Annotated in this window: 17 protein-coding genes and 1 tRNA gene; 2 read left to right on the plus strand and 16 right to left on the minus strand. The window is 69.1% G+C overall.

The annotated features are described in order from the left end of the window. The first annotated feature begins 95 nt into the window (after positions 1 to 95). A complete protein-coding gene (locus tag BN2156_RS08230) occupies positions 96 to 383 on the plus strand; it encodes a hypothetical protein (RefSeq protein WP_131725142.1) in 288 nt (95 codons plus the stop codon). A gap of 66 nt (positions 384 to 449) precedes the next feature. On the opposite strand, the gene BN2156_RS30970 is transcribed toward BN2156_RS08230, so the two are convergent. After that, a complete protein-coding gene (locus BN2156_RS30970; RefSeq protein WP_167346313.1) occupies positions 450 to 2189 on the minus strand; it encodes a serine/threonine-protein kinase in 1740 nt (579 codons plus the stop codon). A gap of 182 nt (positions 2190 to 2371) precedes the next feature. On the opposite strand from BN2156_RS30970, the gene BN2156_RS08240 reads away from it, so the two are divergent. Further along, positions 2372 to 2444 (plus strand) — tRNA-Gly (locus BN2156_RS08240). On the opposite strand, the gene BN2156_RS08245 is transcribed toward BN2156_RS08240, so the two are convergent. The 15 genes from BN2156_RS08245 to BN2156_RS08315 are packed head-to-tail and all read right to left on the minus strand — an operon-like array spanning position 2436 to position 24365. Then, positions 2436 to 8231, minus strand: a complete 5796-nt coding sequence (locus BN2156_RS08245) for an RHS repeat protein (protein WP_090512237.1) — start codon at positions 8229 to 8231, stop codon at positions 2436 to 2438. The genes BN2156_RS08240 and BN2156_RS08245 overlap by 9 nt on opposite strands. A 7-nt stretch (positions 8232 to 8238) precedes the next feature. Then, a complete protein-coding gene (locus BN2156_RS08250) occupies positions 8239 to 11517 on the minus strand; it encodes a hypothetical protein (RefSeq protein ID WP_131725143.1) in 3279 nt (1092 codons plus the stop codon). Then, positions 11517 to 13094 (minus strand): hypothetical protein, encoded by a 1578-nt coding sequence (locus tag BN2156_RS08255; protein ID WP_090512243.1) that lies wholly within the window; start codon positions 13092 to 13094, stop codon positions 11517 to 11519. The genes BN2156_RS08250 and BN2156_RS08255 overlap by 1 nt, the downstream gene beginning before the upstream one ends. After that, a complete protein-coding gene (locus BN2156_RS08260; RefSeq protein WP_090512247.1) occupies positions 13091 to 13990 on the minus strand; it encodes a hypothetical protein in 900 nt (299 codons plus the stop codon). Before BN2156_RS08260 ends, BN2156_RS08255 begins: the two co-directional genes overlap by 4 nt. A 9-nt stretch (positions 13991 to 13999) precedes the next feature. Then, positions 14000 to 15484 carry a hypothetical protein gene (locus BN2156_RS08265; protein WP_090512248.1) on the minus strand — a complete coding sequence of 495 codons (1485 nt, stop codon included), beginning with the start codon at positions 15482 to 15484 and terminating at the stop codon, positions 14000 to 14002. Between the two features lie 3 nt (positions 15485 to 15487). After that, complete coding sequence (locus tag BN2156_RS08270) at positions 15488 to 16441, minus strand: hypothetical protein (RefSeq protein WP_090512251.1); 954 nt, start codon at positions 16439 to 16441, stop codon at positions 15488 to 15490. A gap of 28 nt (positions 16442 to 16469) precedes the next feature. Further along, entirely contained in the window at positions 16470 to 16973 is a 504-nt protein-coding gene (locus BN2156_RS08275) for a hypothetical protein (RefSeq protein ID WP_090512253.1), read from the minus strand. A gap of 14 nt (positions 16974 to 16987) precedes the next feature. Continuing rightward, a complete protein-coding gene (locus tag BN2156_RS08280; protein WP_090512256.1) occupies positions 16988 to 18256 on the minus strand; it encodes a hypothetical protein in 1269 nt (422 codons plus the stop codon). Next, positions 18253 to 19977, minus strand: a complete 1725-nt coding sequence (locus BN2156_RS08285) for a baseplate J/gp47 family protein (protein WP_090512257.1) — start codon at positions 19975 to 19977, stop codon at positions 18253 to 18255. The genes BN2156_RS08280 and BN2156_RS08285 overlap by 4 nt, the downstream gene beginning before the upstream one ends. Further along, positions 19974 to 20519: a GPW/gp25 family protein gene (locus tag BN2156_RS08290; RefSeq protein WP_090512259.1), complete on the minus strand. Its 546-nt coding sequence runs from the start codon at positions 20517 to 20519 to the stop codon at positions 19974 to 19976. The genes BN2156_RS08285 and BN2156_RS08290 overlap by 4 nt, the downstream gene beginning before the upstream one ends. Before the next feature lie 4 nt (positions 20520 to 20523). After that, positions 20524 to 20925 (minus strand): PAAR domain-containing protein, encoded by a 402-nt coding sequence (locus BN2156_RS08295; protein ID WP_090512261.1) that lies wholly within the window; start codon positions 20923 to 20925, stop codon positions 20524 to 20526. Further along, positions 20925 to 22253, minus strand: a complete 1329-nt coding sequence (locus BN2156_RS08300) for a phage baseplate assembly protein V (protein WP_090512263.1) — start codon at positions 22251 to 22253, stop codon at positions 20925 to 20927. The genes BN2156_RS08295 and BN2156_RS08300 overlap by 1 nt, the downstream gene beginning before the upstream one ends. Next, positions 22253 to 22930 (minus strand): hypothetical protein, encoded by a 678-nt coding sequence (locus BN2156_RS08305; protein ID WP_131725144.1) that lies wholly within the window; start codon positions 22928 to 22930, stop codon positions 22253 to 22255. The genes BN2156_RS08300 and BN2156_RS08305 overlap by 1 nt, the downstream gene beginning before the upstream one ends. Continuing rightward, entirely contained in the window at positions 22927 to 23985 is a 1059-nt protein-coding gene (locus BN2156_RS08310) for a hypothetical protein (protein WP_090512269.1), read from the minus strand. The genes BN2156_RS08305 and BN2156_RS08310 overlap by 4 nt, the downstream gene beginning before the upstream one ends. An 8-nt stretch (positions 23986 to 23993) precedes the next feature. Continuing rightward, positions 23994 to 24365, minus strand: coding sequence for a hypothetical protein (locus BN2156_RS08315; protein WP_090512271.1), 372 nt, complete (start codon positions 24363 to 24365; stop codon positions 23994 to 23996). Between the last annotated feature and the right edge of the window lie 18 nt (positions 24366 to 24383).

Raw genomic sequence — 24383 nt, forward strand, 5'->3', positions numbered from 1 at the left:
TTTGCTCGCGACACCAGGGGTTCCCATGACTTGCTCACACACCGTCGGCGTCCCACCCGGACATCAGCCGGGTGCACCGCCGACAGGAGCGTGCCTTGAGCAAGACCGACAAGACCAAGCCGTTCTGGGTCAAGTTGATGCACGGCGACCTCGCAACCGAGGAGCAGCACGACCACATTGACGGGAATTGCGACCTGCCTCCGATCGGAGATGCGACCGCATTCATCTACGGCACAACCCAATGCCGGCGCGCATTCGTCTACACCGGCATCCGCCCATGCTGTTGCAAGCTCTGCCAGGACTACGGATGGGACATCCGCCCCGGAAAGCGTCAACGCATCGAATCAGGCCGCATGTGCCGCGACTGGCAGCGCAACTACTGACGTGGCGAACCGCGAAGAACAACACACGTATCGGTTGCGGTCTTCGCAGGTCTGTGAGGCGGCCACCTATGCCGGCGGCGGGGGCGGTGGCGCCGGTGGCACAGGTCCAACAGGCGGGGCGGGGTTCGGCACGATCGGCCCGACTGACGGCGGCGGGAGTACCGGCGGGGCCGGCGGCAGTGGAGCGGGTGGCAGCGGCGGCGCGGGAACCGGAGGGCCTGCCGGCACCGGCGGGGGCAATTGTGGAGCGGGCGGCAGCAGGTCCGGGACGGCGGCTGGATCGGCGACCGGGCTCCCCGGCGGAACGTCTTCGAGCCGGGTGGCGTGGACGGGCACGGTGATCACCGCGCCCTGCAGCCCGCACTCGTTGGATTGGATCGTGGTGGTTTGGGCTCCGGCCAGCGTGCCGTCGGGCTGCGGTGTCAATGCCAATGCCGTATCCGTGGCCTGTGCTTGCCCGACGATCGGCGCCTCGCACGGCAGCGAGCCCCTCCCCGGATCGCCCTGCCACGAATTGTTGGTGAGCCGGAATACGGCAGTCATGCCGCCGCCTTCGGTGTATGGCACGGCATGGTTGGAACCATCCATGCGCGTCGAGGTCGCCACACACCCCGAGGGTTTGCAGGCCGATCGGAATGCCCACCAGTAGCTTGCGATTTGGTTGCCCGCCCCCGGCCACGGATTGCCGTTGAGGGTGGCGTGGGGGTTGTCGTAGTCGAGGCGATAGAGGCCGTCGAAGACCGGGGTGCTCGGCAGCGGGGTGATCGCCGCGTTCGTGGCGTTCACAGCGGCTGCACTCGGCGCCGGGCTCGGCGGCTCACTGGCCGCGGCGTCCGGGGACGGCCACAGCTGCCACAGGCCGACACCGGCGACGACCGCGACAGCGGCGAGCGCCGCTGCCGGCACCCAACGCGGCTGCTCGGGCAACCGAAGGCCGCCACCGGGTGGCGCCGGTGCGGCCGGTAGCGGGTCCAATGTCAGTGTGGGCATCGGGGTTTCATCGGCCAGCGCGTGCGCGAAAGCGCCACAGCTGGCGAAGCGGTCGGCCGGATTCTTGGCTAGGGCCTTGGCCAGCACCGCGTCGAGGACGGCCAACTCGGGCTGGGTGTCGGCCAGCGCCGGCGGCTTGGAGTTGACGTGGCGGCTGACCATCACGGCGGCATTGGGATGCGCGAACAGTTGTGTCCCGGTCAGAAGGTGATACGCGGTGCAGGCCAGGGCGTACTGGTCTGCACGGCCGTCGACGTCCTCTCCCACCAGTTGTTCGGGTGCCGCGTAGCCGGGGTCGGTGGCTGTCGAGCCGCCGATGTCGCCGGCGGCACCAAGGTCGACCAGAACGGCGCGCGGCTCCACCTCACCGTCGGCCTCGGTCAGGATGATAGTGGCCGGCCTGACGTCGCGGTGCACCACACCGTGCTTGTGTGCGTAATCGAGTGCCCCGGCAACCGCCATGACAATCCGGAAAACCTGTTCGCGCGGCAGGCCGTTGGGGTATCGCTGCTCGAGGAGACCGGCAAGATCGCTGCCGGCGACGAAGTCCGTGGATATCCAGAGCCGGCCGTCGTGTTCTCCGTGACCTCGCACCCTGGCGATGCTGGGATGCCACAGCGCGGCGACCACATCGGCCTCACGGCCGAACCGCTCCCGGTACTCGGCGTCGGCGGACCTGTCTTCTGGCAGCACCGTCAGGGCCTCCTGGCCGGCACGCCTGGGATGCTGCGCGAGGTAGACCTCCCCCGCCCCGCCTGACCCCAGCACTCGAACGATCCGGAACACGGAGAACGTCTCACCGACGTTGAGCGGCATCCACGAATCCTACGAACTGCCCTCTGACGCCTGCCGCCGGCATCCGGATCACCGGCGCTGCTCCGCTGCTCCCCATCGTTTACGTTGCCCCGCAATGCAAGTCAAACCGAGGAATTTGTGTCTGCGCGCATCGGTGGGCTAATGTTCTGCTCCGCGACGGGCGACGATCTCGCTCGTGGCGCGCGGATGTAGCGCAGTTGGTAGCGCATCACCTTGCCAAGGTGAGGGTCGCGGGTTCGAATCCCGTCATCCGCTCTTCAGGGTCACCGTGCGCACACCGAGTTTGCCGTCGTTGTCACGAATCTTGAGCAACCACGTGATCGGTGGGACCGCCGGGGGCGTCGGCGCGTCAGGCGGTACCGGTGGCGGTGGCGCGATCGTGACGGTGACGGTGGTTCCGGCGATGCCGACGCGGGCGCGTGAGGCATCAGGCGGGTCGTCGACGAGCTCGAACGGCCCACTCCCCCCGCTTATCGTCAGTTCGAGCGGCGCCGCAGGGGTCACCTCGGCGGACGCGGCGTCCAAGGTGAAGTTCGGGTTGACCGTGATGGTGAACTTCCGTTCGACACCGGTTCCGAACCGCACCACCACGTCGACGTTCTGTGCGGACTCCACGAATTTGTCCTTTGCGGCGGTGAACCTCCAGCGTTGCCCCCGCGGAGCGACGTCGCCCTCAAGCTTGGCTCGCAACAGGTTTCCGGCCGGGATGATGCTGGCCGGTCCGGCCACCTTGATCGGCAGCTCGAGATCGAAGGAACCGGCCGCTGTCATCGTCGCCGTGCCACCGCCGGGCGGCAGCGCGGGCAGGTCCGTGGCGGTGATCAGGAAGTCGCGCACCGGAATCCAGAACTCGTCGTCGATATAGGTGCGTTTGCCGGCCAGCGTCGGGACGTCAGGGTGGTCGAGGTCGAACAGGTCTGCATCGGTGGGCCGGATGGGCGCCCAGATGCGGACCCGCACATCGGTCGGCAGGGTCGCGCCGGCCGCCGGCGGGTCGACGGTCAGGTCCCACCCGGCCCCGGCAGGGCGTGCGGTGACGGTGACCCCAGCGCCCGCGGCGGCTTGCCAGGCAGTGGTGTTGCGGCCGGCAACCTTGAGAGTCTGCTTCTCGGTGATGAACCGCGCGATCCCTGGCCCGGCCGGCGCGGCGCCGCTGGCCGCGGGGGTGCTCCAGGCCACCGGATCGTCACCGAGGGTGACGGTGGAATCGATGGTGATGATGGCGATGTCGGTGTTTGCCCGGTCGTCGGACGGAGTAGCGGGCAGCGGAAGCCGCGCGGGCGGAACGTTCGCCTGCCAGGCGCCCGGCCCCGCGGGCAGCAGGTAGCACCCGAGCCCGCTGAATACCCGCGGCGGGATGGGCACGATGGCCCGCAGGCGCGGCCGCATGATGGTGCCGGCCGGGACCTCGAGAAGTTCGGTGACGACCGGGGCACCGCCCCCCGCTACCGGCGGTCCGTCCACCCGCAGCGTCGTCGGCGCTGTGCCTCTTACCGTTTCATAGAGGTCGGCTGGCAACAACGCTGTGCCGGCGGCCGGCGTGAATTGCAGGATGCCGTAGAAATCGGAGCTGTCGTAGTAATCGATGCAGGTGACCAGGCCGGAGCCGTCGGCGTCGCAGCGGCCCATCGCGGTGTTCCGGCTCTGCCAACCGTCGTAGAAGGACATCAGCCGAACGGCATCCCCCAACGGGGCTGTGACATTCGCATCGGCAATATCGGTCATGTTGGTCAGGTCGGCGTTGAACTTGTCATCGACGGAAAGGATGTTCGAGTACAGGTTGCCACTCTTGCGGCTCGCCTGCTGTTCGAGGAAGTTTCGCTCGCTGTCGGGAAGAATCAGCTTGATGAACCCCACCAGCGGGGTCCATGCCTTCAGATCCAGCGCCCTGGTCAGCAACCGGCCCAGCACCACCCGCCAATCCTTCGACTCGTCGTCAGAAGCGCGCACCTCGGGGATCGAGTTGATGATCGCCTGGTTGAGCGGATTGAACACCGCCGCCCAGTCGTCGAAGTTGGTGGCGAGGATCGCCTTTCGCGCGTCGTCGTCGGGCAGCGCCGGGCCCAGGATCACGAAGCTCCAGATGATCTGCATCAGACCGCCGATGCTGACCAGCTCGAACCAGTTGGTATCGAGCCCGCTGACGTCGTCGTCCACGTCGGCCGGCCCGTGGTCCATCCAGCTGACGTCTTCATGATCCGCATCGTTGGCGACCAGGACGTCGCGGATACTGCGGAACACTCCTTGCAGCGGCAGCGCGCCGAGTATCGGTCCCCACCATGTGTTCTGCAACGTGTGCACGAGTTCGTGATCGGCCAGGGCGTCGGCCATGGTCCAACGGGCTCGCGGCTCCTCGGGTACCTGCACCTCCCCGGGGAAGGCGAACACCTTCCCGCCGCCGGCATCCGGGCGGGTCACCGCCGACTTGACGAACCCCCGCACCACCAAATGGAACGCACCGGTGGCGTCCGGCGTGATCTGCTGCCGGTACCGCCGGGGGCGATCGTCGAAAGCATCTGGCTCCCAATAGAACCGGCCGTCCTCCTCGACGATTTTCAGCTGTGAGGACAACAGCCAGTAGTGACTCCCGGCGACCGTCACCGGCTGCCAGTAATCGTTGAAGTCGGGGTGCATCGCGGCCGGTCGCGGAGTCGCCTGCAGGAAGAAGCGCCAGCCGCTGGGCTGCCGGGCGAGGCTGTAGTTACCCGAACCGGTCCCGTCCACCGGCACCACACCCATGATCGACGCCGGCCACGCGCCGTAGGCGGAGGGCAGGTCGCCGCCGGTGTGCCGGATGAACCGGGCCGCGGACATCTTGGTGCCGATCGTGGAGCCCTCCGGCGTATACCTGGTCAGGGTGAACGGCCCGGTTCCGATCAGCGGATCGACAGTGTCGACGCTGACTGTACCGATCGCCGAGATCTCCCGAACCCGTCGGTCTGCACCATCTTCGATGAGCACCGGTTGCTTGGCCGACATCAATGCGGTGGAGGTGACCTTGACGGTCAGCACATCACCCGCCTGCGTTGTCCCGGTGCCCTTGTCGATGTCCCGGTTGGTTTCCTTCAACCGAGCCACCCGGACAGCGCCGACGGGCATCCCGGTGAGCGGTTCATCCAGGGTGATCGACGCCAGGACCGCCGCGGCGCCCGGTGTCCCATCCGGCCCCGGCGGGCCGGCCGGGACTGCCGCATCGACCTTGCTCACCCGGCCGTACCCGGAGGCCGTACCCGAGATGACTTGGACCAGATCACCGACAGCGAACGGCTGATCGCCGCTGAACGTCAGCTGCGCCGGGTGATCCGGTGGACCGGGATACTGCCCGTTGGCCGCGGCACCTTCGGGTGCCAGCCGGTAGAGGGTGGCCCCGGCCACGGCGGCGCCGCCAAGGGTCGGTGCCACCGTGACCGCGACCGACACGGCTTCCACCTGGGTGTACGCGTCGGCGCGTTCGGGGGTTGCCGGGTCGGGTGTTGTTGGTGCACAGCGGAATACATCTCCGACGGCCACGGTGTGGCCGGGCGCGGCGAGATCGATCTGCTGGGTGCCCGCCGCGCCCGGCCGAATCCCCCACCCGGCGCTGCTGGCCGTCGATGCGGTCAGAATCTGCACTTTGATGTCACCCCGCAAGTCTGGACTGGCCGTGGTGAACCTGTTGGGCAGATCGTGGTCGAGGATCGCGACCGGATGTGCGCCCGGAACGACGGTCAACACCGCGCCGTACGCCGCGGTGAGGGTGCCGGCGGAGATACCGATCACCGTGCCCGCGGTGACCCCGGAGTTGCTGGCCACGTCGATGGCGAACCACACCCGCGGGATCAGGTCGGCGGTGCTGGTCTGGCCGCCAGCGCCCAGATATTCGTCCACCCGAAGCGTTTCGTCATCGTCGTCCTCGGTCGGCGCGGGCATCACGGGCGGCATCGGCGCCGCCAGCACAACGGTGCCCCGCGCATGCGCCACACCGGGTTTCACGCGGTCCTCGAAGGTCTGCAACGCGCCGCGGGTGCCCACGGAGTTGCCCGGACCGCGGGTCCAGAAACTGGCATGCACCCGTTCGCGGTGGTCGTCGTCGGTGCTGGTGATCACCAGGATGGAGCCGCCGTCCTGATCGGAGAATCGCCGCGCATCCCGGCTCGGCCTGCCGTCCGCGCCGGGGGTACCGCCGATGTCGTCGAGTTCGATCATGCGGGGCCGGTCGAGCATGTGGAAGTAGTGGCGGCTCTCCCACACCACGTGCCCGATGGTGATGCAGCGGTCGCCGCTGAGACCGGTGACGCACCGCGGCCAGAACCCGTTGAGTGCCAGGGCCGCGGTGGCCAGCCGGCTGCTGCCGCTGAGCCCGCGCAGATCGAACATCGAGTGCTGCGGCCAGACCAGGCCGAAGAGGTTGATGATCTCGAAGTAGAAATTCAGCGGGGCGAACAGGAACACCGACAGCGAGGTGAGGGGCGCACCCCAGGTGGGTCCCAGGACGAGGGTCAGGAAGAAGTTCCATCCCGAGAAGTGGCCGTCGCAGTCCGGCCGCCCCAGTGGGTCGTACTGGCTCAGCGCATAGGCGTGCACACCGGCGGCTGGCATCTCGACCGGCAGCGTCGCAGCGGGCCGGCCCGCAAGCCGACGGGGATCGTCAGGGTCGCCGTGCCAGGGGTCGGGTGTCAGGAAGCTGCCGGTCTCGGGATCCAATTCGCGTGCCCCGAAACAGATCAGGCCACTGTGGCCGTCGGCGATGTGCCCGAACAGGGTCGGCCGCCATCCGGCCCCGATCGCCACCGCGCCGAACGGCGGCTGCATCGCATCCTCGAATCGCCAGTCCGCGGCCACGCTCGCCACCCCGAGCAACGTGCCGAGCGGATCGGTGAAATAGACCTCGTCGATCTCATCCTCGGCATCGCAACGGGCGATCACCCGGCCGTTCCACCACAGGAATCGGCACACCGGGTCCCCCAAGGCGGTGGTGACCGACCACAGCCGGCCCGTCGGGTCGCGATGCTCGCGATACTCAACGCTGTCCGCGGTGACCGAGATCCGTCGACCCAGCCCATCCCAGTCGTACTCGACGGTGCGCTCCGGCATGATGACCGCCCGCAGCTGACCCAGCGCATCGTACCGGTAATCGGTGCGGTGTCCGCGGCAGGTCCGGGCGGTGCGCCGGCCGTTCGCGTCGTAGTCGTAGGTCACGGTGTGCTGTGGCCCGATCAGCTTGCGGACCCGGCCGCCGTCGTCGGAGCGGACCACGGTGCGGACACCGTCGGTGACCCAGCCGCACAGTTCCGCACCGCAGTACTGCCTGGTATGGGTTATCCGTTGCACCGCAGTGCTTTCCGTCCAACCTGACAGGGCACCCCGCCCGTCCCGGGAATAGTCGATGGTCCGCCCGCCGTGCCAGGTCCGACGGGTGATGCGGCCACATAGATCGAATTCGACATCGGCAAGCGGTGTTTCGTCCGCACCTGACAAACGCGTGCCACGTTCGGCGGCCCGTTCCGACCATCGCAGCGCTGTCGTCTCAAAGCTCACCGCATCGGGCGATTCCGCGATGGTCAACAAGGTTGGACCGTCGAGCCGCTGCAGCATCCAGTGGCCGTCAGACCACCGGCAGATCAGATCGTCGTAGCCGGGCGCGGTGATCCGGCGGGGCCGGCCCTGGTCGTCGGCGTCGATGCGCAACACCGCCGCACCGCGCTGCACCCGCACAGTGCGTTCAGCGAGTTCGGTGCGGGTGACCCCGCCCGGATCCGTTGCGGTCAACCGGTGGGTCCGGTCGATCTCGGCAGCCTGGGCCGGGGTCAACCCCATGGTGCGCAGCGCGGCGGGCACCATGGCACCGCCGGCCGCCAGTCCGATGAGTGGAACCCCGTCGTCGCCCACGATGCTCAGCGTCCCGTTGGCGTCGTCGCGGTGCACGGTCAGTGACGTACCGTCGGCGAGTTCGACCCGCACGGGGTGCCCGTCCCGGCCGCGCCACAGGCGTCGCTGTCCCCGCGCCGGGTCGTCGAGTACTTCGATGAGATCCTGGCGTGCTCGGTAATCCGTCGTCGTCATCTGGACCTCATCCCACGCTCACACTCACACTTGCCCCCTCGGAGATCCGGGACAGTTCGTCGAGCAGCGCCTTCCACTCACGTTCAACACCGTCGAGCACCGCGGTGAAGGTCTGCCTGAGCTCGTCGACCACTCCGAGGGCGAACTGCAGATCGATGGCGGCGATGGTGTCCAGCGCCGTCCCGAACGACTCGGTCTTGTCGACCAGCGGGGCCAGCACCGCGCTGGGCCGCATGGTTGCCAATTGCGCCTTGATCGGCACGAACGGATCGGCGCCGGCGAACAAGGCTGCCGGCGACAACGACCGCAGTTGCGCGATACAGGTATCGAACACGTGCCCGAGTTCAGCTGCCAACGCCGCCGGTGAGTGCAGACCGAGCAGGGAGATCGCAGCGCGGATGACGCCACGCACCGCGTCCTCGACCGCGGCCGGGTCGAGGACCTCGACACTGGCCAACACCCGGTCCAGCCCGGCCTGCAGCCGGCCGATCACCGACTCCGGCATCAACGGCTCGATCCCGGCGAACAGGCCGTCGACGAGTTTGAACAAACCGTTGGCCAGCTCGTCGCCCAGCGCCACGAACCGGGCCTCGATACGGGCGCCGATGGCGTCGAGTTGATCGGCCAGCGTGCTCGGGTCGATCCGATCGAACACCGCATCCAGGAATGCCGCCGTCGCGGTCGTCGGGTCCAGACTTCCCGACACCAATTCATCCGGAAGCGCCGCGTCGAGTGCGCGGGCCAGCACCCGGATGCTGCGCCCCAACGTGGCCGAGTCCGATGTCTGCCGCAGCCGCGCGGCGTGCTGAGCGACGTCTGTATCGGTCGCCGCGCTGACCCGGGTGTCGAACTGGACATTCCCGGCAGCCGTGTTCAGCTGAACGCCCGCCGCGGCGTCGACATCCAGGACGGCCACCGCCAGCCGGAACGACTCCAGGTCACGGCGCAGCCGCGCCAGCGGGCCGTCACCGGCGTTGGGGTCCAGCCAGGTCAGCCGCGCGTCGAGCGCATCGCCGAGCTGGACCGCGAATCCGGTGGCCGGGTCGGTCAGCGCGCGCAAACCCCTTGTCGCCGTGGCAAGTCCGGCCAGTGCAGGTTCCAGAGCATCCCCGGCAAGGTCTGCCAGCCGGTCCCGCACCTCACCGAGAAACAGCGCCAGCGGGCGCAAGACGTCGCCGAGCTGGAAACCGTCACCGGCCACCGGCGCCGGGGCCGCGCCGGAGACACCGGAGGCCAGCCGCTGCCCCAACCGGCTGGACATCTGGTGAGGCATGTCGGCCAGCCCGCCCAACGCGGCTCGCAGCGTGGCCGCAATATCGATGCGGTCCAACAGGTCTCGCAAAGCCTGGTACGCCGCCCGCATCGGGGCGAACAGCGGCGCCGGGTCCAGTGCGGCGGTCAAGCCGTCGATCAGATCCTGGAACCTGTCCTCCAGCGGCGCGATCAGGGTGCGCGGGTCGGCACGGTCGAGCTGGGCGATCACATCGTCGAACAGCCGCTGCGCGGCATCGATCAAAGGTTGCAGGCTGAGCCGGTCCACCGCAGCGGCCAGTTCCTCGTAGGGCGGATCGAGTTCGGCGATCAGCGCGGACGGCGTGGCCTTGGCAAGTGCGTCACCGGCCACCTGCCAGATTCCCTCGACAGGGGCGATCAGGGCGCCGACATCGATGGCCAGGACGGCCTTGTCGAACGGGGTCGAGATCTCGGCGGCGATGTTCATCTCACGCAACACCGCCGCAGCCGTGGCCACGGCGACCTTGACCGGCTCCGGGACGTCTCCACCACCGACCGCCTCGACGACCTGATTTCGAATGCCGTGCAGCAGGTCCAGGGTCGCGGTCCCCGCTGCGTCGAAATCGATGCCATTCAGTTGATCGACGATGCGGGCGAGCTGCGCGGCGATTTCCTGCACGAACGGCACCAGCCGATCCACGATGTCGCCGAGCGGTTCGATGACGGCATCGACCGCGTCGCGGATCGGTGCGACATCGATGTCGGTGAGCAGTCCGTTCACCTGCGCCACCACAGCAGCGATCCCGCCGGTGACGGTCGACGGATCAAGTGAGGCGATCGTGGCGTTCAGCTCCCGGATCGGCGCGACCGCCTCGTCGAGGAAGCCGAACCCGTCGAACGTCAGCACCTTCTGCTGGGCGGCGACCACCGCGGCCACCGCGTCGTCGCGCAGCCCGCGTACCGGCAATCGGTCCAAAACCTTTGCAGCTTCGTCGAACCCGCGGTCCAACTCGGACAGCAGATCGTCCAGCCGATCCAGCCCGGAAGCCGCCAGCAGTTCGTCCTTCATCGCCGCCATGGCCGCTGTCACAGCGTCCGGGGTGAGTTGTTCGAGCGCGTCGGCCATCCCGTCCAACGACTCGACGAGCTGGCGGGGAATGTCCTCACCGGGCAGTGGCAGCGCAGCCGCCAGCCGGTCCAGCGAGGCGGCCAGATTCAGGTCGGGCAGCGCGTTGGCGGCGGTGCGCAGATCGGTGGCCAGCCCGGCCGCGAAACCGGGCATCGCGACGGCCACGGCATCGACGGCGGCGCCGACCTCATCGATAATCGCCAGCAGGGCAGGAACATCCGGTGCCGGCGCGGCCATCAGTGCGTAGCCGGCGTCCAGCCGCACGCCGACGGCAGTCACGGCCGCCTGCAGCGGTCCCGCATCGCCGGCGCCGGTCACCAGCGTCAAGGCGCGCTCGGCTCCGTTCAGCAGCTGCTGCACCGCGGCCAGATCCAGCCCGGTCAGCACAGTGCCCAGGATGTCGAGGAGTTCCGCCGGATCCGGGTCGCCGGCCAGCGCCGACAACGCCTGTAACGGGCCGGTGAACTCGTCGGGAATGTCGATCTGCAGTGTGTGCGCGGCCTGGTCGGTGATCTCTCGCAGCATTGTCTCGAGGTTCAGCGAACCTCCCAGCGCGGCGAAGATCCGGTCCAGCACCACTGCGCCGTCACCGCCACCGCCGAATGCCTCGGCCAGTACGATCAGCCGCTCGGTGGTCACCTCGAACCCGCCGACAATCTCTGCGATGCCACGCAGATCAGGTAGGTCGATCAACTCGGACAATGCTTGGAGTGCCTGCCCGCCAAGATCATTGACGACGGCCGGGTCCAGCTTCACCGCACCGGCCGCGGTCAGGGCCGACCCCAGGTCACCGAGTAGGACCGTGGGGTCGAGGTCTGCCACCGACAGCTGCTGGGCCTGCTCGAATGCGTTTCTGGCCCGGGTGAGGGCACTGTCGATCGCCGCGAAGTCCAGGGCGTTGATCTCGGCTTCGAAGGTGGCCATCATGTCCCCCGTGGGTAGCTGAGCCGGGCGTCGGTGATCTCGACGGTGCAGAACAGGGCGCTGGCCAACACCGGCGCCCCTGCGAGGTACGCCTCGGCCGGCAGTCCGACGCGCACGGCGGTGATCGTCGGCTGATCGACGGTCAGCAAGGTATGACCGCCCAGCCGGATCGGGCGGGCCGCGGGGTCGGGGTCGAGTACCACGATGCGCACCAATGGATCTGGGTCGGCAACCCAGTACAGCGTGCCGGTGCCGGCGCTGACCTCGATCGCGGCGGCTTCCTCGACGCGCACCGGCTGCGGAAGGTCGATCCAGATCACGCCGACCGCGGTGGACGGATCGACGGTGACGGTGCCGGGCTCGCCGAGGGCATCCGCGGCCGTTCCGGACGGGATGGGGGTCGCCGCCACCAGCCGGACAAGCAGCTCGGTCCGCTGCGGGCAGTAGCCAACCAGGCCGATACGGCTGATCTGCTCACCGCGCAATGCCAGCGGCGGCAGGACCCGCAGCACCCGGTCCTGCCGGACCACCGCGCCATGCTGCGCACCGGGGGCCGGCATCGGATCGGATACGTCTGCCAGCCGACAGCCGTTGTAGGTGACCCGCACATCGGCCAGCACCGAGGCCGGCGCGGCCAGTGGCAACGGGGAATCCACGGGCAACGCGACCGGTTCCCCGGACAGTTCGACAGTGGTGGTGCCGGAGAGCTCACGGATCAGCTCGCCGGCCACCGGGGTCAGCCGGAACCGCACCTGGCACGGATATTTGCTCGTGAGCTTGACGCTGCCGGCTACCGGGCCACCCGCGGCGCGCAATTGCTCGACCGCGGCGGCCAACGCCACCGTGACGTCCTGTCGCTGCTCGGTGCCCTCGGGCAACGGGCCCGGAAAGCTCCACAACGTCGCTCCGTCCGGACCGGTCAGGGTCAGGTCCACCGGGGTCGGGGCCGCCCAACCGTAGACCCGCTGCACGGTCAACGGGCGGATCTCGAACTCGGCAGGAGTGGCGCCCTTGACCACGGCGATGCGCAGCGGGCCGGCCAGGTCAGGCATGCGCAGCACGGCACTGTCGAAGGTGGCCCCGGTCAGCATCGGCGGTATCGGACCGCTCCCGGCAACGGCGGGCACCGCCACCACCGGCGTCCAACCGCCACCCGGGGCGGGCTGACTGACCGCGATCCGATAACCGTTGACTTTCAGGTCACCTACGGAACGGAAGGTGATGCCGTCGGCCTTAAGGCCGGTGAGCTTGAGCGCCCGGATCCGCCGGCCGGCCGGCACGCTCACGGTCAGTTCGTTGCCGGGCCCACTGGCGAGCTCGCCGAGGGAGTAGCCGGCGAAATCGGGCACCCGGGCCGCCTGCACCTCGACGGTCACCGGGTCGAGTTCGGCCCGGTCGGTCCCGGGTAACGCTGCCCCCCAGTCGAATTCGAAGTCCACCCCCTCGGCGGGCACTTCGACCACCGGAGGCAGCACGAGGATCTGCCCGACCCGTGCGCCGACGGCGGCGACGGTGTCCAACCGAACTGCCTTCTGGTCCGGCAAGAGCAGGGTGAGCACGTCGAGCGCGGCGATCATCCGGTCACCGCCAGCGGGAATCGGGCCAGTTCGATCCCGACGGAAGGGGATGCGCCGTCGTGGGCGACGTAGACCACGAGTTGGTCGTCGGCGGGCGCGGCTGGGGGCTCGTAGCGGAATTCCGCGGCGTCGTCGGCGACGGTGATCAACCGGGTACCGTCCGGCCCCACGGCCCCTCCGGACAGGCTCCCTGCGCCGGGCCGGCCACCGGCATCGACCACCCGCACCGCGAGCTCACCGAAGGGGCTGACCGTCGGCGGGTCCTCGGTCAGCCGTGACGTGCCCGCGGCACCGACTCGAATGGTCAACGGAACCACCGGATCCCCGGCGCGGATCAGCAGCGGCCACGGTTGCAGTGCGACGGGCAGCATCGCGGTTCGCACCAGCGCGGCGGTGATCTCCACCCCGGTCACACCGGGCGCGTTCGGCGGCCAGAACCAACCGTCAGCACGCACCTCGACGACAGGCAGAGAATCCGGCTCACCAGGAATGACCGCAACCGACTCGGGCAGTAGGCAATCCAGGACGAACCCGGGATCACCCGGCGCGGTCAGGGCACTGGCGGTGCGCAGCTCCCGGCTGTCGAGCTCGTAGAGCAGTGCGTCCAACGCGGCCGCGGTCTGCGCGCGGGTGCCGTTGTCGGCGGGCCGGACCTCGATGCGCATCGCACAACGCAGCCGTACTACCCGCCGCGGGTCGTCGGCGCCGGGAACCTGCTCGGGTCGCCGCCCCGCGCCGAACTTCTCGGCGAGGACCTCGGCGTGGACGGCACCCACCAGCACGGCGATCTGGTTGGTGTCGGCGGGCCCCGGAGTGACGAACACCCGGCCCGCCAGCGGCGCGGTGAGCCGGCCGCCGAGCACATCGGCGAGGCGCTTCTCCAGGTCGGCGATCATGCGTCGGCCCTACCGCGGCGGCCGGATGATCGGCCCCAGCACAACGCCCTGGCCCGGGTCCACTCGTGTCGTCAGCCTGGTCATCTCCGATCGCAACTGGTCGTTGTTGCGATTGAGCTCGAGCAGCATTTCCTCACGGGTGATTCCGGTTGACCGCGGCGGGATCTGACGTTGCATGTCGGCCAGCTGCCCGTCGACCCGGCGGCGTTCGGTGGCCATCTCGGCCCGCAGGGCGGCGTCGCGGCTGTCGAGTGTGGCGTTGGTGCGCTGCTGAACGGCCGCGAGTTCGGTGTTCGTGGCGTTCAGCCCGACCTGGATCTCGTCGAGACCGACTTGAAATGTGCTGAGCTGCTGGGTGAGCCCGCGAATCCGGTCGTCCACGGTCGCGGTGAAGGCGGCCAACAGCTCGGGGCGGGCCGCGGTGATCGCGGCGCTCACCCGGTCATCCAACGACCCTTGCAGTTCGGTGATCCGCTGATCGACGGCGGAACGCAGGGCCGAGGCCGCGGCGTCGACACGCTCGGTCAGCGTGGCATCACTGGCCGTCTGCCCCTGCCTGATCAGCTCGGTCAGATCGGTGGTGATGGTCGCCTGCAGCTCACCGCGGAAGTCGGCGGCGGCGCTGCGGGCGGCCTGCACCGCGGACTGGGTCACCTCGTCGATGCGGGTACCGAGCTGGACCTGCATCGCCTCGGTCAGCGTCCGCGCACTGTCCTCGGCCTGGCGTTGCGCGGTGACCCTGGTCTCCTCCAGCAGCTCGGCTTTGACCGCGGCGGTCAGGCGCGCCGGCCGGCTCTTGATCGCGTCGGTGAGTTCCTGCTCGGTCACCAGAGTGGTCTGCAGTTCGGTGAGGCGGCGTTCGAATTCCGCGGCATCCAACAGCGACCCGGTCGGGGTGGTCAGGCGTTGCCGGAGCTGGTCGACCTGGTTCAGGCCATCGAGCAGGGCTGCCGGGGTGATGTCGCCGAGCCCGGTCGCGAACGAGCTGACCGCCGACACAGTCGCGCCGATGGCGTCCAGCGACGAGCGCAGCGCCGCGATCTCGTTGCGGGGGTCCTTCATTCCAGACACGGTGCGGGACAACACCGTCAGAGCCGAGGCCCGGTCCAGATCATTGGTCTCCTGCCGGCTGGTGACCGTCCGCAGATCCCGCACCTCGCGGTTCACCTCATCGAGCCGTCCGCTGACGAGGGCCGCCTGACGTTCGATCGACGTGACCCGCGCGGCAGCCACCGGGTCGGACAGCGGCCCGCCTTCGATCAGTGTCCTCAGCCGCGGATCCAGCCAGCCGAGCGTGACCTGGTCGGGATGGTCGTGGGCGGGCACCGCGGTCTCGGTGCCGTCGGCGACGACCGCGCGGGCGACTTCCAGCAACGCGCCGACCACGGTGTTCCAGTCGGCCGCGGCGATGACTTCGCCGCGCGCCCGCGACGACAGCGGCAGCAGCCGGTCCGTGAGGGCCTTCAGCCGTTCGATGTCGGCAACGCTGGCCATCGCCTAACTCCCCCCGAGCTTGGAGGTGCGCTGAAGGAGGCTGGTGCGCCGATAGGTGTCGAGTTCCTGGTCGGCACTCAGCGCACCGCCGCTGGCGGCGAAGGCCTGCGTGATACCGACCATGGTCTTGACGTTGTCGTTGTTCAGGAACGCGTCGGCGTCGGCGCCCTGCGCCTGCGCGATGTGCTGTACCTCGGCGGCCAGCACTGCGCCTGCATCGGCCAGTTTTGTCGAGTACTCCAGAGTGCTGCTCTGCCGGGCCAATTCGAGGTCCTCTACCCTCTGCAGGATCCGGTCGCGGTCGGCGCCGACGACTCCCCCGACGTCGAGCACCTTGGTGGTGACCCGGCGCAGATTCTGGCTTTCGATATCGCGACGCAATTCCAGCATGCTGTTGCCGAACGACGTGATGAAGCGGCGCAGGTTGCCCTGCACCTCGTCGATCTTGGCGGCGATCTCGGGGTGGTCATGTCCGCGCGGGCTGACCAGGGAGGTGAGCTCGAGCACCGCCCCAGCCACATCCGCCACCGCGTTCACCAACTGATTCCAGTCGCCGGCGCGGATCGCCTCACCGGGTGCCTTGCCGCCGACCGCCGTCGCGCTCGTGCGGGCCGCGGTGACGGTCTGCTGAACCGGTCCCAGATCGGCATCCGGCACATCCTGGATCGGAGTGTCGCGGAAGTCATCTGGCCGGATAGGAACCGGGACGAAGGTGGGCAGTGGCACCGGCAGCGTGGTGACCACCCCGGTGAACAACGGCGAGATCACATTGGGATGTTTGACCGCGATCTGCCACTGGCCCGGATCGAGGTCGCGGACCAGCAGGGTGCCGTCCAGGAACGGTTTACGTTCCAGCGTTTGGCCGGTGACCGGGTTGGTCAGCGTGACCACCGCGTCCCGGTTGGCCGGCGGATAGTTTTGCAGCCTGATGCTGAGGCTGCTCTTGGCGACTGGCATCAGCGTCTCCTTTGTCTCGGTCCGGCCCTCAGCGGGCCAGCCACTGCAGGTCTCCGAACGGGAACTCGACTTCCCAGAACAAGGTCAGGTCGTGGTCGGCCGCCTTGGTCACCGGCGTGAAGACGACCCGGTTGTAGAGCACGTCACCGCCGGCTCTCCGGGACATCAGCGCGGCCTCGCGCAGGGTTCCGACGCCGGCCGCATTGGGCAGGGTGGCCCGCACCTTGACCAGCACCCGGCTGCGCGTCTCGTCGACCGAGGTGGTGAACGCCTCGGCCGGAATCGCCGCGACGGTGTCGCCGGTGATCCCGGGTTGGCCGGTGCCGTCGTCGTTTCCGAGCGCAGCGACGGTTACGGCGGTGGGGTCGGCGTCACTGGTACCGACAGCCATGTGGGTGATGGGAGCGCCGGCGCCGGTGAACAACTCGGCGATCAGCTGGCCGCCGGTGCGCAACACCGTGTTGTGGGCTTGCCGGGTCTGCAGCACGGTCCCGTACCGGTCGACGAGCTCGACCTTCAACTGTGCTCGCATGTCGTCTCCTGTCCCTACTCGTAGGTGCTGTCGTCGTATGCCGTGACGCCGAACAGGCCGCCGGAGTCGGTCAGCCGATCGACGCCCACCGTCCCGATCTCGTGTTGCGCCATCCCGCTGATGCACGTCAGGTGATCGAGTTGGCGTTGGCTGTCGTGCAGCGGCCGGAACCGGACCTCGGCGTCCACCCCGGCCGCGGCCAGTTCGCGGATACCGGTGCCGACCGATCCGCACAGCTGTTCGCGGGCCAGGAGGGCGTCGTCGAGCCGACCGGCGTCACTGACCAGGGCGGTGGCGTCCAAGTCGACCCGGATGGTGGCCGGACGCCGCTCGAACCAGCTCAGGTCCAGGTAGGCGGCCGGATCCAGATAGAACAGTGCGTGATCGAATTGGGATGTGTCCCAACGCCCCTCGGTCAGATCAAGCCCGGCCAGCGCCAGCAGCGCGCGGTCCAATCCTGGGGCGTCGAAATGGGCGACCGGCAGGAACCACAGATCGTTGGGTCCGGGCCGCAGCGTCAGTGCCCGTGGCTCGCCGACATCGGCCGGCGTCCAGGTGGTGCCGGGGACGACCTGGCGGATGCCGTGCAGCTTGGCGGTGACGTCGGATCGGTTGAGCTGCGCGGTGATCGAGCCGTCGGGCCGGGCCCGCAGCCACAACCGATCACCGAGGCGCAGCTCGCCGAGGTAGGCCAGTCCCTCGCCGGTGGTCGCGTTGACCAGTACGGGCACGTATTCACTGTGTTCACCACCGACGCAAAGCACCGACAGCGCAGCTGGATCTAAGCCGCCGTGGCAGACCTGCCGGGTCAGTGGCTCGACCGCCCCGGGACCACCGAGCCGCACCGTGCGCAGCTGCGGCTGGTTCTCGATGAACGCATGCCCGCTGCGGGTGAATTCGGTGGCCCATGTCTCGAACGGCGGTAACACCTCGATGTCGTTCACCCTTTCGAACTCGTCGACGTAGTGCCGGGTGAACGCCATGAGTGCGGGAACGCTGACGGCCCCGTGTTCCAGCCGCGCGGTACGCAACGCATGCAGCCATCCGCGATACTCGCCGAGCCCCTGCCAGGGCTGCGGTGGGATGTCCAGCAACGCACCGAGCGCCGCAGCCTCCGACAGCTCGACCGTGGTGTCGAACCAGTGGGCGCGCTGGATGATCCGCGCGACCTCGTCGACGATGTCCAACTGCAGCCCGGACACTTCGGCCAGCCCGGTGACCAACTCCCCGTCCCGGTACAGGGTGGGCAGGCGGCCGGCGATGGCTTCGGCGTGCGAGGTCATGACAGCGCCTCGTGGACGTCCAGGGTCCGCTGCCGCAACTGCTCCCCCGCGGCCACGATGTAACTACCCTGGCCGTCCAGCAATTGGACGAACTGTCCCGACGACTCGACCACAATGCCGGCCTGTTCGCGGACCACGCCGAACAGCGGGCTGGACTGCAGCGCCGACGCCACCGCGGCCAGCGTCAGCGAGGTGCCGGGACCGAGCGTGGCCAGATAGGCGTCAACCGCCAGCCGGATGGCGATCGTCGCATCGTCGAGCGTGACGCCGGGCTGCAACTGCACCGGCAAGACCAGGTCGACGTCGCCGGTGGTCGCCACGACACCGGTCGGGGTGCGTTCGGCCTGCGGTGTCGGAAATTCGAAGGGACGCAACACATCGAGCACGTCGCCGGACTGCAGGACGACCGGCGCACCGGGTGCGGACGGGTCGGTCAGGGTGATCGCGGCGTCCACGACCAACGGGTCGGCGAGCGCTGCGGCGGTCAGAACCGCGGGTCGGATAACCGCACCGGGTTCCAGCGCGGCGAGCTTGGCCGCAACCCGTTCCTCGACACCTCCGGTCACCCGGTTGAGTTCGGCGCCGCTGACCCCGGTGCCCGCCAGCACCAGCGTGACGTTGACCCGCACGGAACGCCGTCCTGCCGCGCGGGTGTCGACTCGGATCCCGGCCGGTCGCAGCTCGTCGATACGCCGGCGAACCTCTTTCTCGACCGCCGGATCGGGCCGGTCGTAGGCAACGGCGGCCCGGACCACCCCGGCTTGGCCGTCCGGCCACTCGGTGAGTTCGACCGCCTTGACACCGGGGATCGACAAGATGCCGAACCGAAGTGCGTCCAGGGTGCCGCATACGCTGCCGTGCAGCGCGCCCTTGGCGCGGCGGCGCAGCGCATCGTCCGTTTCGGCCGCCGACTCCCGGTAGGCCGCAGCGGGATTGGTCACCGTCGAGATCCCGCCGATGGTGGTCTCCAACCGGTCGAGGGCACCGGCTGCGACCATGCCGGTGTCGACCGCGATTCCGGCGGCCGGCACGCTGCGGGACTGTTCGCCGGCCTCCAGCGTGAGATCGGAGATCGTTCGGTAACGCGCGGGCGGAGTCGCGGCATCGGTGATGACGGTGCCCGTGGGGATGGTGATCTTGCCACCCGTCGTCGCGTTGCGGCCGAACCGGACCTCCACCAGCGGATGGCGGGCGGGCAACCGGGTGACGCCGATGAGCGCCACCACCTTGTCCAGGGCCGCACCTTCGGCGGTGTCCAGGAACGCCGAACGGTAGATGAGATCGAGATACTGTTCTTCCTGGGCGATTTCACGGGCGAACGTCTCCAGGACGGTGCGCACCACCGAGCCGACATTGAGGTCGGTCAGCGGCACCGGCCTGGCGATCTGCACCGGGTAGTAGTTCACCGTCAGGGTGGTACCCGGAATCGGCTTGCGGCCGTTGTCACGGAATACCACGACGTCGGGTTTGCCGTCGTTGTCGGTGTCGGCGAGGTCGAAGTCGGCGTCGGTGAACCGCACCGGCACCGGTGTTCCGCCGACATCGGTGACCCCTTCGAGATGGGAGACGCGCCGAATCGGCCGCGACGCCAACCGGTCCAGCACCAGTGGGCCGGCTACCGGAGCGGTCACCGCTTCACGCACCGTCCCGCCGGTGAGCGTGGTCAGCAGGTCGCGGACGATGTCCGCATAGGGCCGCGGGGTGTACTCCAGGCCGCTCACAGTGTGACCTCCAGCCCCAGCGTGACAGGGTCACCACCGGCGACGGGCACCACCGTGATCTGGACGACGAAATCGTCGAGATGCTCTCGCGCCGGGTCGAATTCGATGGCCAGCGGCTTGTCTTGAACACGGGGTTCTTCACGAACCGCCTCGAGGATGTACGCGCGGCACAATCCCCGCAGGGCTTCGGTCTTGCGCTGCCCGACCAGTTCGCCGAGCCGCGACCCGTAGCCGGCATGGCCCAGGTCGGCCAGCGCCCCCTTGGGGGTCAGCAGTCGCAGAATCATTGCCTGCGCCAAGTTTTCGGGTCCGGCAATGGTGTCCAGATCGGTCAATTCCGTGACCCCGGCCGGTTCCGGCTGCCAACCCTGTGGTCCGGCCGATGCCGGCGTGGCTGCGGCGAAACTCGGCCGGGGCGCCACGCGTTGCACCGGCGTCGGACGGCTGCGCAGGTCCAGGCCGGCGGCATCGTGGGCAGCCATTCCGGGTGGCCCCATCACGACCCGCAGGTCGGTGCCGAGTACGGAATCGGTTGGAGTCATCGGATCAGCCGATCAGCACGGTGGGCACGGTGGCGACGATCTGACCGACCGGCGCCTCGGAGGGGTCGTTGCAGGTGCGGACGGGATCGCCGTTGCGGGCCGCCGGCTGCCCGCCGATCAGCACTCCGCTGCAGCCCATGTGAACGGTGCCGGTGTTGGCCGGCGGTGTCTGGAATGCGACGCCGGGCGGCGTCGGCAGGTGCGGCGGCTGGTTGACCGCGACGGAACCGACAACCGCGGCCGGTTGCCCCGCGATGAGCACGTTGTTGACGAGTCCACCGCAGAATCGCCCGCTGAACGGATGCGGCAGCGGTGTCGGGACGGGTCCGCCCGGTGTTGGCACCATCACGATGTGGGTGTCCACCGCCACGACCGTCGCGGCGCCGTTGGCTGCTGGCTGTCCCATCAGTTCACCTTCATTTGAGGGGCTGAAATGCTCACCGAGCCATCGCCTTTGATGTCGATGTCGGTGGCCCGCAAGCTCAACTTCCCCGACGTCTTGAGGGCGATGTCACCGCGTCCGGTCACCGTCAGGCTGGCATCGCCGATGGTCAGTTCGATGCGGCCGCCGCCCGCCGAATCGACGGTGGCCTCCGCATCGCCGGACTTGACGTGCAACTTCGTATCGTCCGCGGTCAGCTCCACCTCGCCCATGGTGATCGTGAGCACCGGGTCTCCACCGCGCAGCACGGCCCGGAAACTCGGATCCTGCGCGCCGGCCGGCAACGCGAAAACCACGTCGCCGTCGCCGTGTTCGGGTGGCGCGAGGTCGGCGTGATACAGCCTGCCGATCACCACGGGGGCGTTGATGTCGCCGTCGGCGAACACCACGACCACCAGGTCCCCGGCACTCGGGGTGGCGGCCTGTCCCAGGGCGGGCACCGCGATCGGCACTCGCGGCAGCACCAGCCCGGTTTCGCGAAGCTCCACGGTCACCGAATGATCGGCAGGTTCGGCAGTGCCGTCGAACACGTCGACGACCACACCGATCGCCGCGATCGATCGGGCGGCCGCGGCAACGCGGATCGTGTGGGCGTCGGGTCCGGGCGCGGAGTCGGGCAGCGTGCCCGTGGTCTGCAGCGGGGCACGTGCATCCGACGCGTTGCCGGACGGCCCGTTGCCGGTCCACACCACCGCCGACGTGGGTGCTGCGACAGTGACGCCGAGTTCGGCGATCTCGCGGCCGTAACGAAGCGCGACGTCGGCCGGTGGCGACGGAAACGGCCGTAACTCGACGGCGCCGTCGGCCGTGGTGGTGGCCAGTGCGCCCGCCCAGTCGGCGAGTCTGCTGATGTGTTCCCAAGTGGTGCGGCCCTGGTCGGCGGTGTAGCGGGCGAGGTCGAGATCGGCCTCGACGGTGCCGGTGGGCACTCCGGCCTCCTCGGCCAGCGCGGTGATGATCGCGCTGACACCTTGCTGTTCGAAGGTGCTGCCACTACGGGTGCCCGCCAACGCGGCGGCCGTATCGCCGCATTGCACGGTGTTCTGGTCCAGACTGCGGCGCACTCCGAGCACCGTTCCGGTGAATACCGTTGACGGCGTGGATGATTCGCCGGTGAGCGATATCGCCACCTCATCGCCGGGCGTTGCGTCGACGCGCAGGTCACGTGGCAGGCTGATCCGGGCCGAACCTACCCCGGGACCCAGCGACTGCACGATCCGGATCTGGGCGATTCCGGCGTCGTAGCGCAACGAGCCGATGGTGGCGGTGGCACCGAAACTGAGCACGGTCATCAGCCACCACCGAACAATTGACTCAGGGCTTTGGAAACCTCGGTGTAGGTACCGACGGCCGCATCCACACCGGAGACCGCCTTGGTGAGCGGTTGCAGCGGGCCACCCACGTCGATGTCGGCCATGGCGGCCAGTGCGGTGAGCTGGTCGGCCACCTCCATCACCGCGTCGACCGCCGCCGCGACATCGCCGGCCACCGCGGCGAGATCGCCCATGATGTCGGCGTCGAAGCCGAGGTCGCCTACCCCGAAGTCGTCGAGGCCGCCGAAGCCGCTGACTTCGGCGGGCGGTGGCAGCGGCGGACTTTCGACGAGACACAGCTCGTAGCCGACGATGCCGGTGGTCCCGGCGACAGCCTGCGCCCGCAGGTCGGTGACCACCACCTGCTCGAGTTCCAGGGCACTGGTGATGTCGGCGGAGAACGGCACCGGCGTGCCGTCTGCCGCCAGCTTCTGCAGCGCGCCCAGGTTGGCCAGTGCGGCCTCGCCCGAGAGAAGCCCGCGGATCCAGATGGCGTGCGATCCGCGGCCCGCCCGTTGCAGGACGTCGCCGTCCAGACCGGGTACCGCGATCCGCTGGAACCCGGCGCTCATCACATGGTCGATCTGCTGTACCGAACTCAGCGTGATGTCGCCGACGAGGGGCATTGGAGGTGGTGGTGTAGCGGGCGCGGTCATGGCAACAGGCCTCGCAGGTCGGATTCCTCATCCAGTAGTGCGGCAACGAGATTCGCCGTGTCGAACGGATCGGCACCGGTGGCCGCGGGGGCGGCCAGCCGCTCGGCCCGGGGTGCGGTGGGGTCGTCGCGCACGACGTTCGGCGCTTCGGTGACCGCCGCCGCGGAGACCCGGTGGGCCGGTGGTTCGGTTCGCTCGTCCGAGCGCTGATCGGCGTGACCGGTAGGTGGCACCGGGCACTGGGCGGCGTGGTTGTCGACGCCCGGGCCGGCAATCGGCGGCAACCACGGGCCCGCCGCGGGCCACCCGGTTGACCCGGTCGCGCGGATCGGCACCGGAAAGGCCGGCTCCGTGGCCGGATGCGAGGCCGGCCTCTCCCCCGGTTCAGTTGTCCCAGAATGGTTGTCGTCCCGGATTTTCGGCGCCGGCCCGAGGTTCGGAACGGCGGTGCCCGGTGGCTCCGCATCCGCGTGCCGCCCCGGGATCGGAGCCGCGGTACCGGTAGCCGCGCCATCGGCAGCGGCCCGCCGAGAGCCGAGCGGTGGAACTGACTGGGTCCCGGCGTCCGCGCCGGACGGGCACGCGCTGGGCACGTCGGGGTTTGACGGTTCATCGGCTTCGGCCGCAGCGAGCCGGCCCAGCAGGTCGCCTTCGAGAATGCGCAGCGCCTCCGCGGGCGAAACCGGCTCGGGTCCGGTGGTGAGCACGATGCTCGTCCACCCGTCGACGGCACCGCCGTCGGACGCCTCGGTGGTGAGCAGGTCGATCAGATCCGCGTCGGTGTCGAAGACGGCGCGGGAATCCCAGCCCGCCGCCGTCAGCGTCGCCGGGGCGGCCGGGGACTCGGTGGCCCAGGCCAACACCGTCGCGCCGATCCGGTTGCCCCCGTTGACCGCATCGTCGACCACCCGCCACCGTTCACCGAAGCGCAGCGGCCGGATGACACGGTCGCCGACTGCCAGTCCGCCTCCGGGCCGCGGCTGCACCGCCACGGCGACACCGGCGACCCAGGCCCGGCGCGTGGCCAGGTCGAGCGCAACGATCGGATCGGCCATACTCAGCCCTACCGCATCCTGGCAGCGCTGAATGCGTAAACCGCCGAGCCCTGACCGTTGACCGACAGGTCGAACGTCTTCTCGGTCAGGCAGCAATCGTCGAAGGTGACCGTCGCCTCGGTGTCGCCATGCCGCAGGTTGGCGATGATCTGAAACAGTTGCTCGCTGCCGAGCGCATCCAGTTTTGCGCTGGCGGACGTGACCCGGATGCGGCCCTGAACCTCGTAGGCACCCGACACCACACCGACCCGTTCGGTGCTGCCGAGGGCGTAGATGTTGGTGCGCTCGTGGCGGGTCCGGTAGTCGATTCCCTGCACTCCTTCGATGGGATCCCCGTCGACGAGGACGGTGCTCTCGGAGGCGGCGTAGATGGTCGGCATGGTGGAGTCCTCTCGGCC

Source organism: Mycolicibacterium neworleansense, assembly GCF_001245615.1.
Classification (GTDB): domain Bacteria; phylum Actinomycetota; class Actinomycetes; order Mycobacteriales; family Mycobacteriaceae; genus Mycobacterium; species Mycobacterium neworleansense.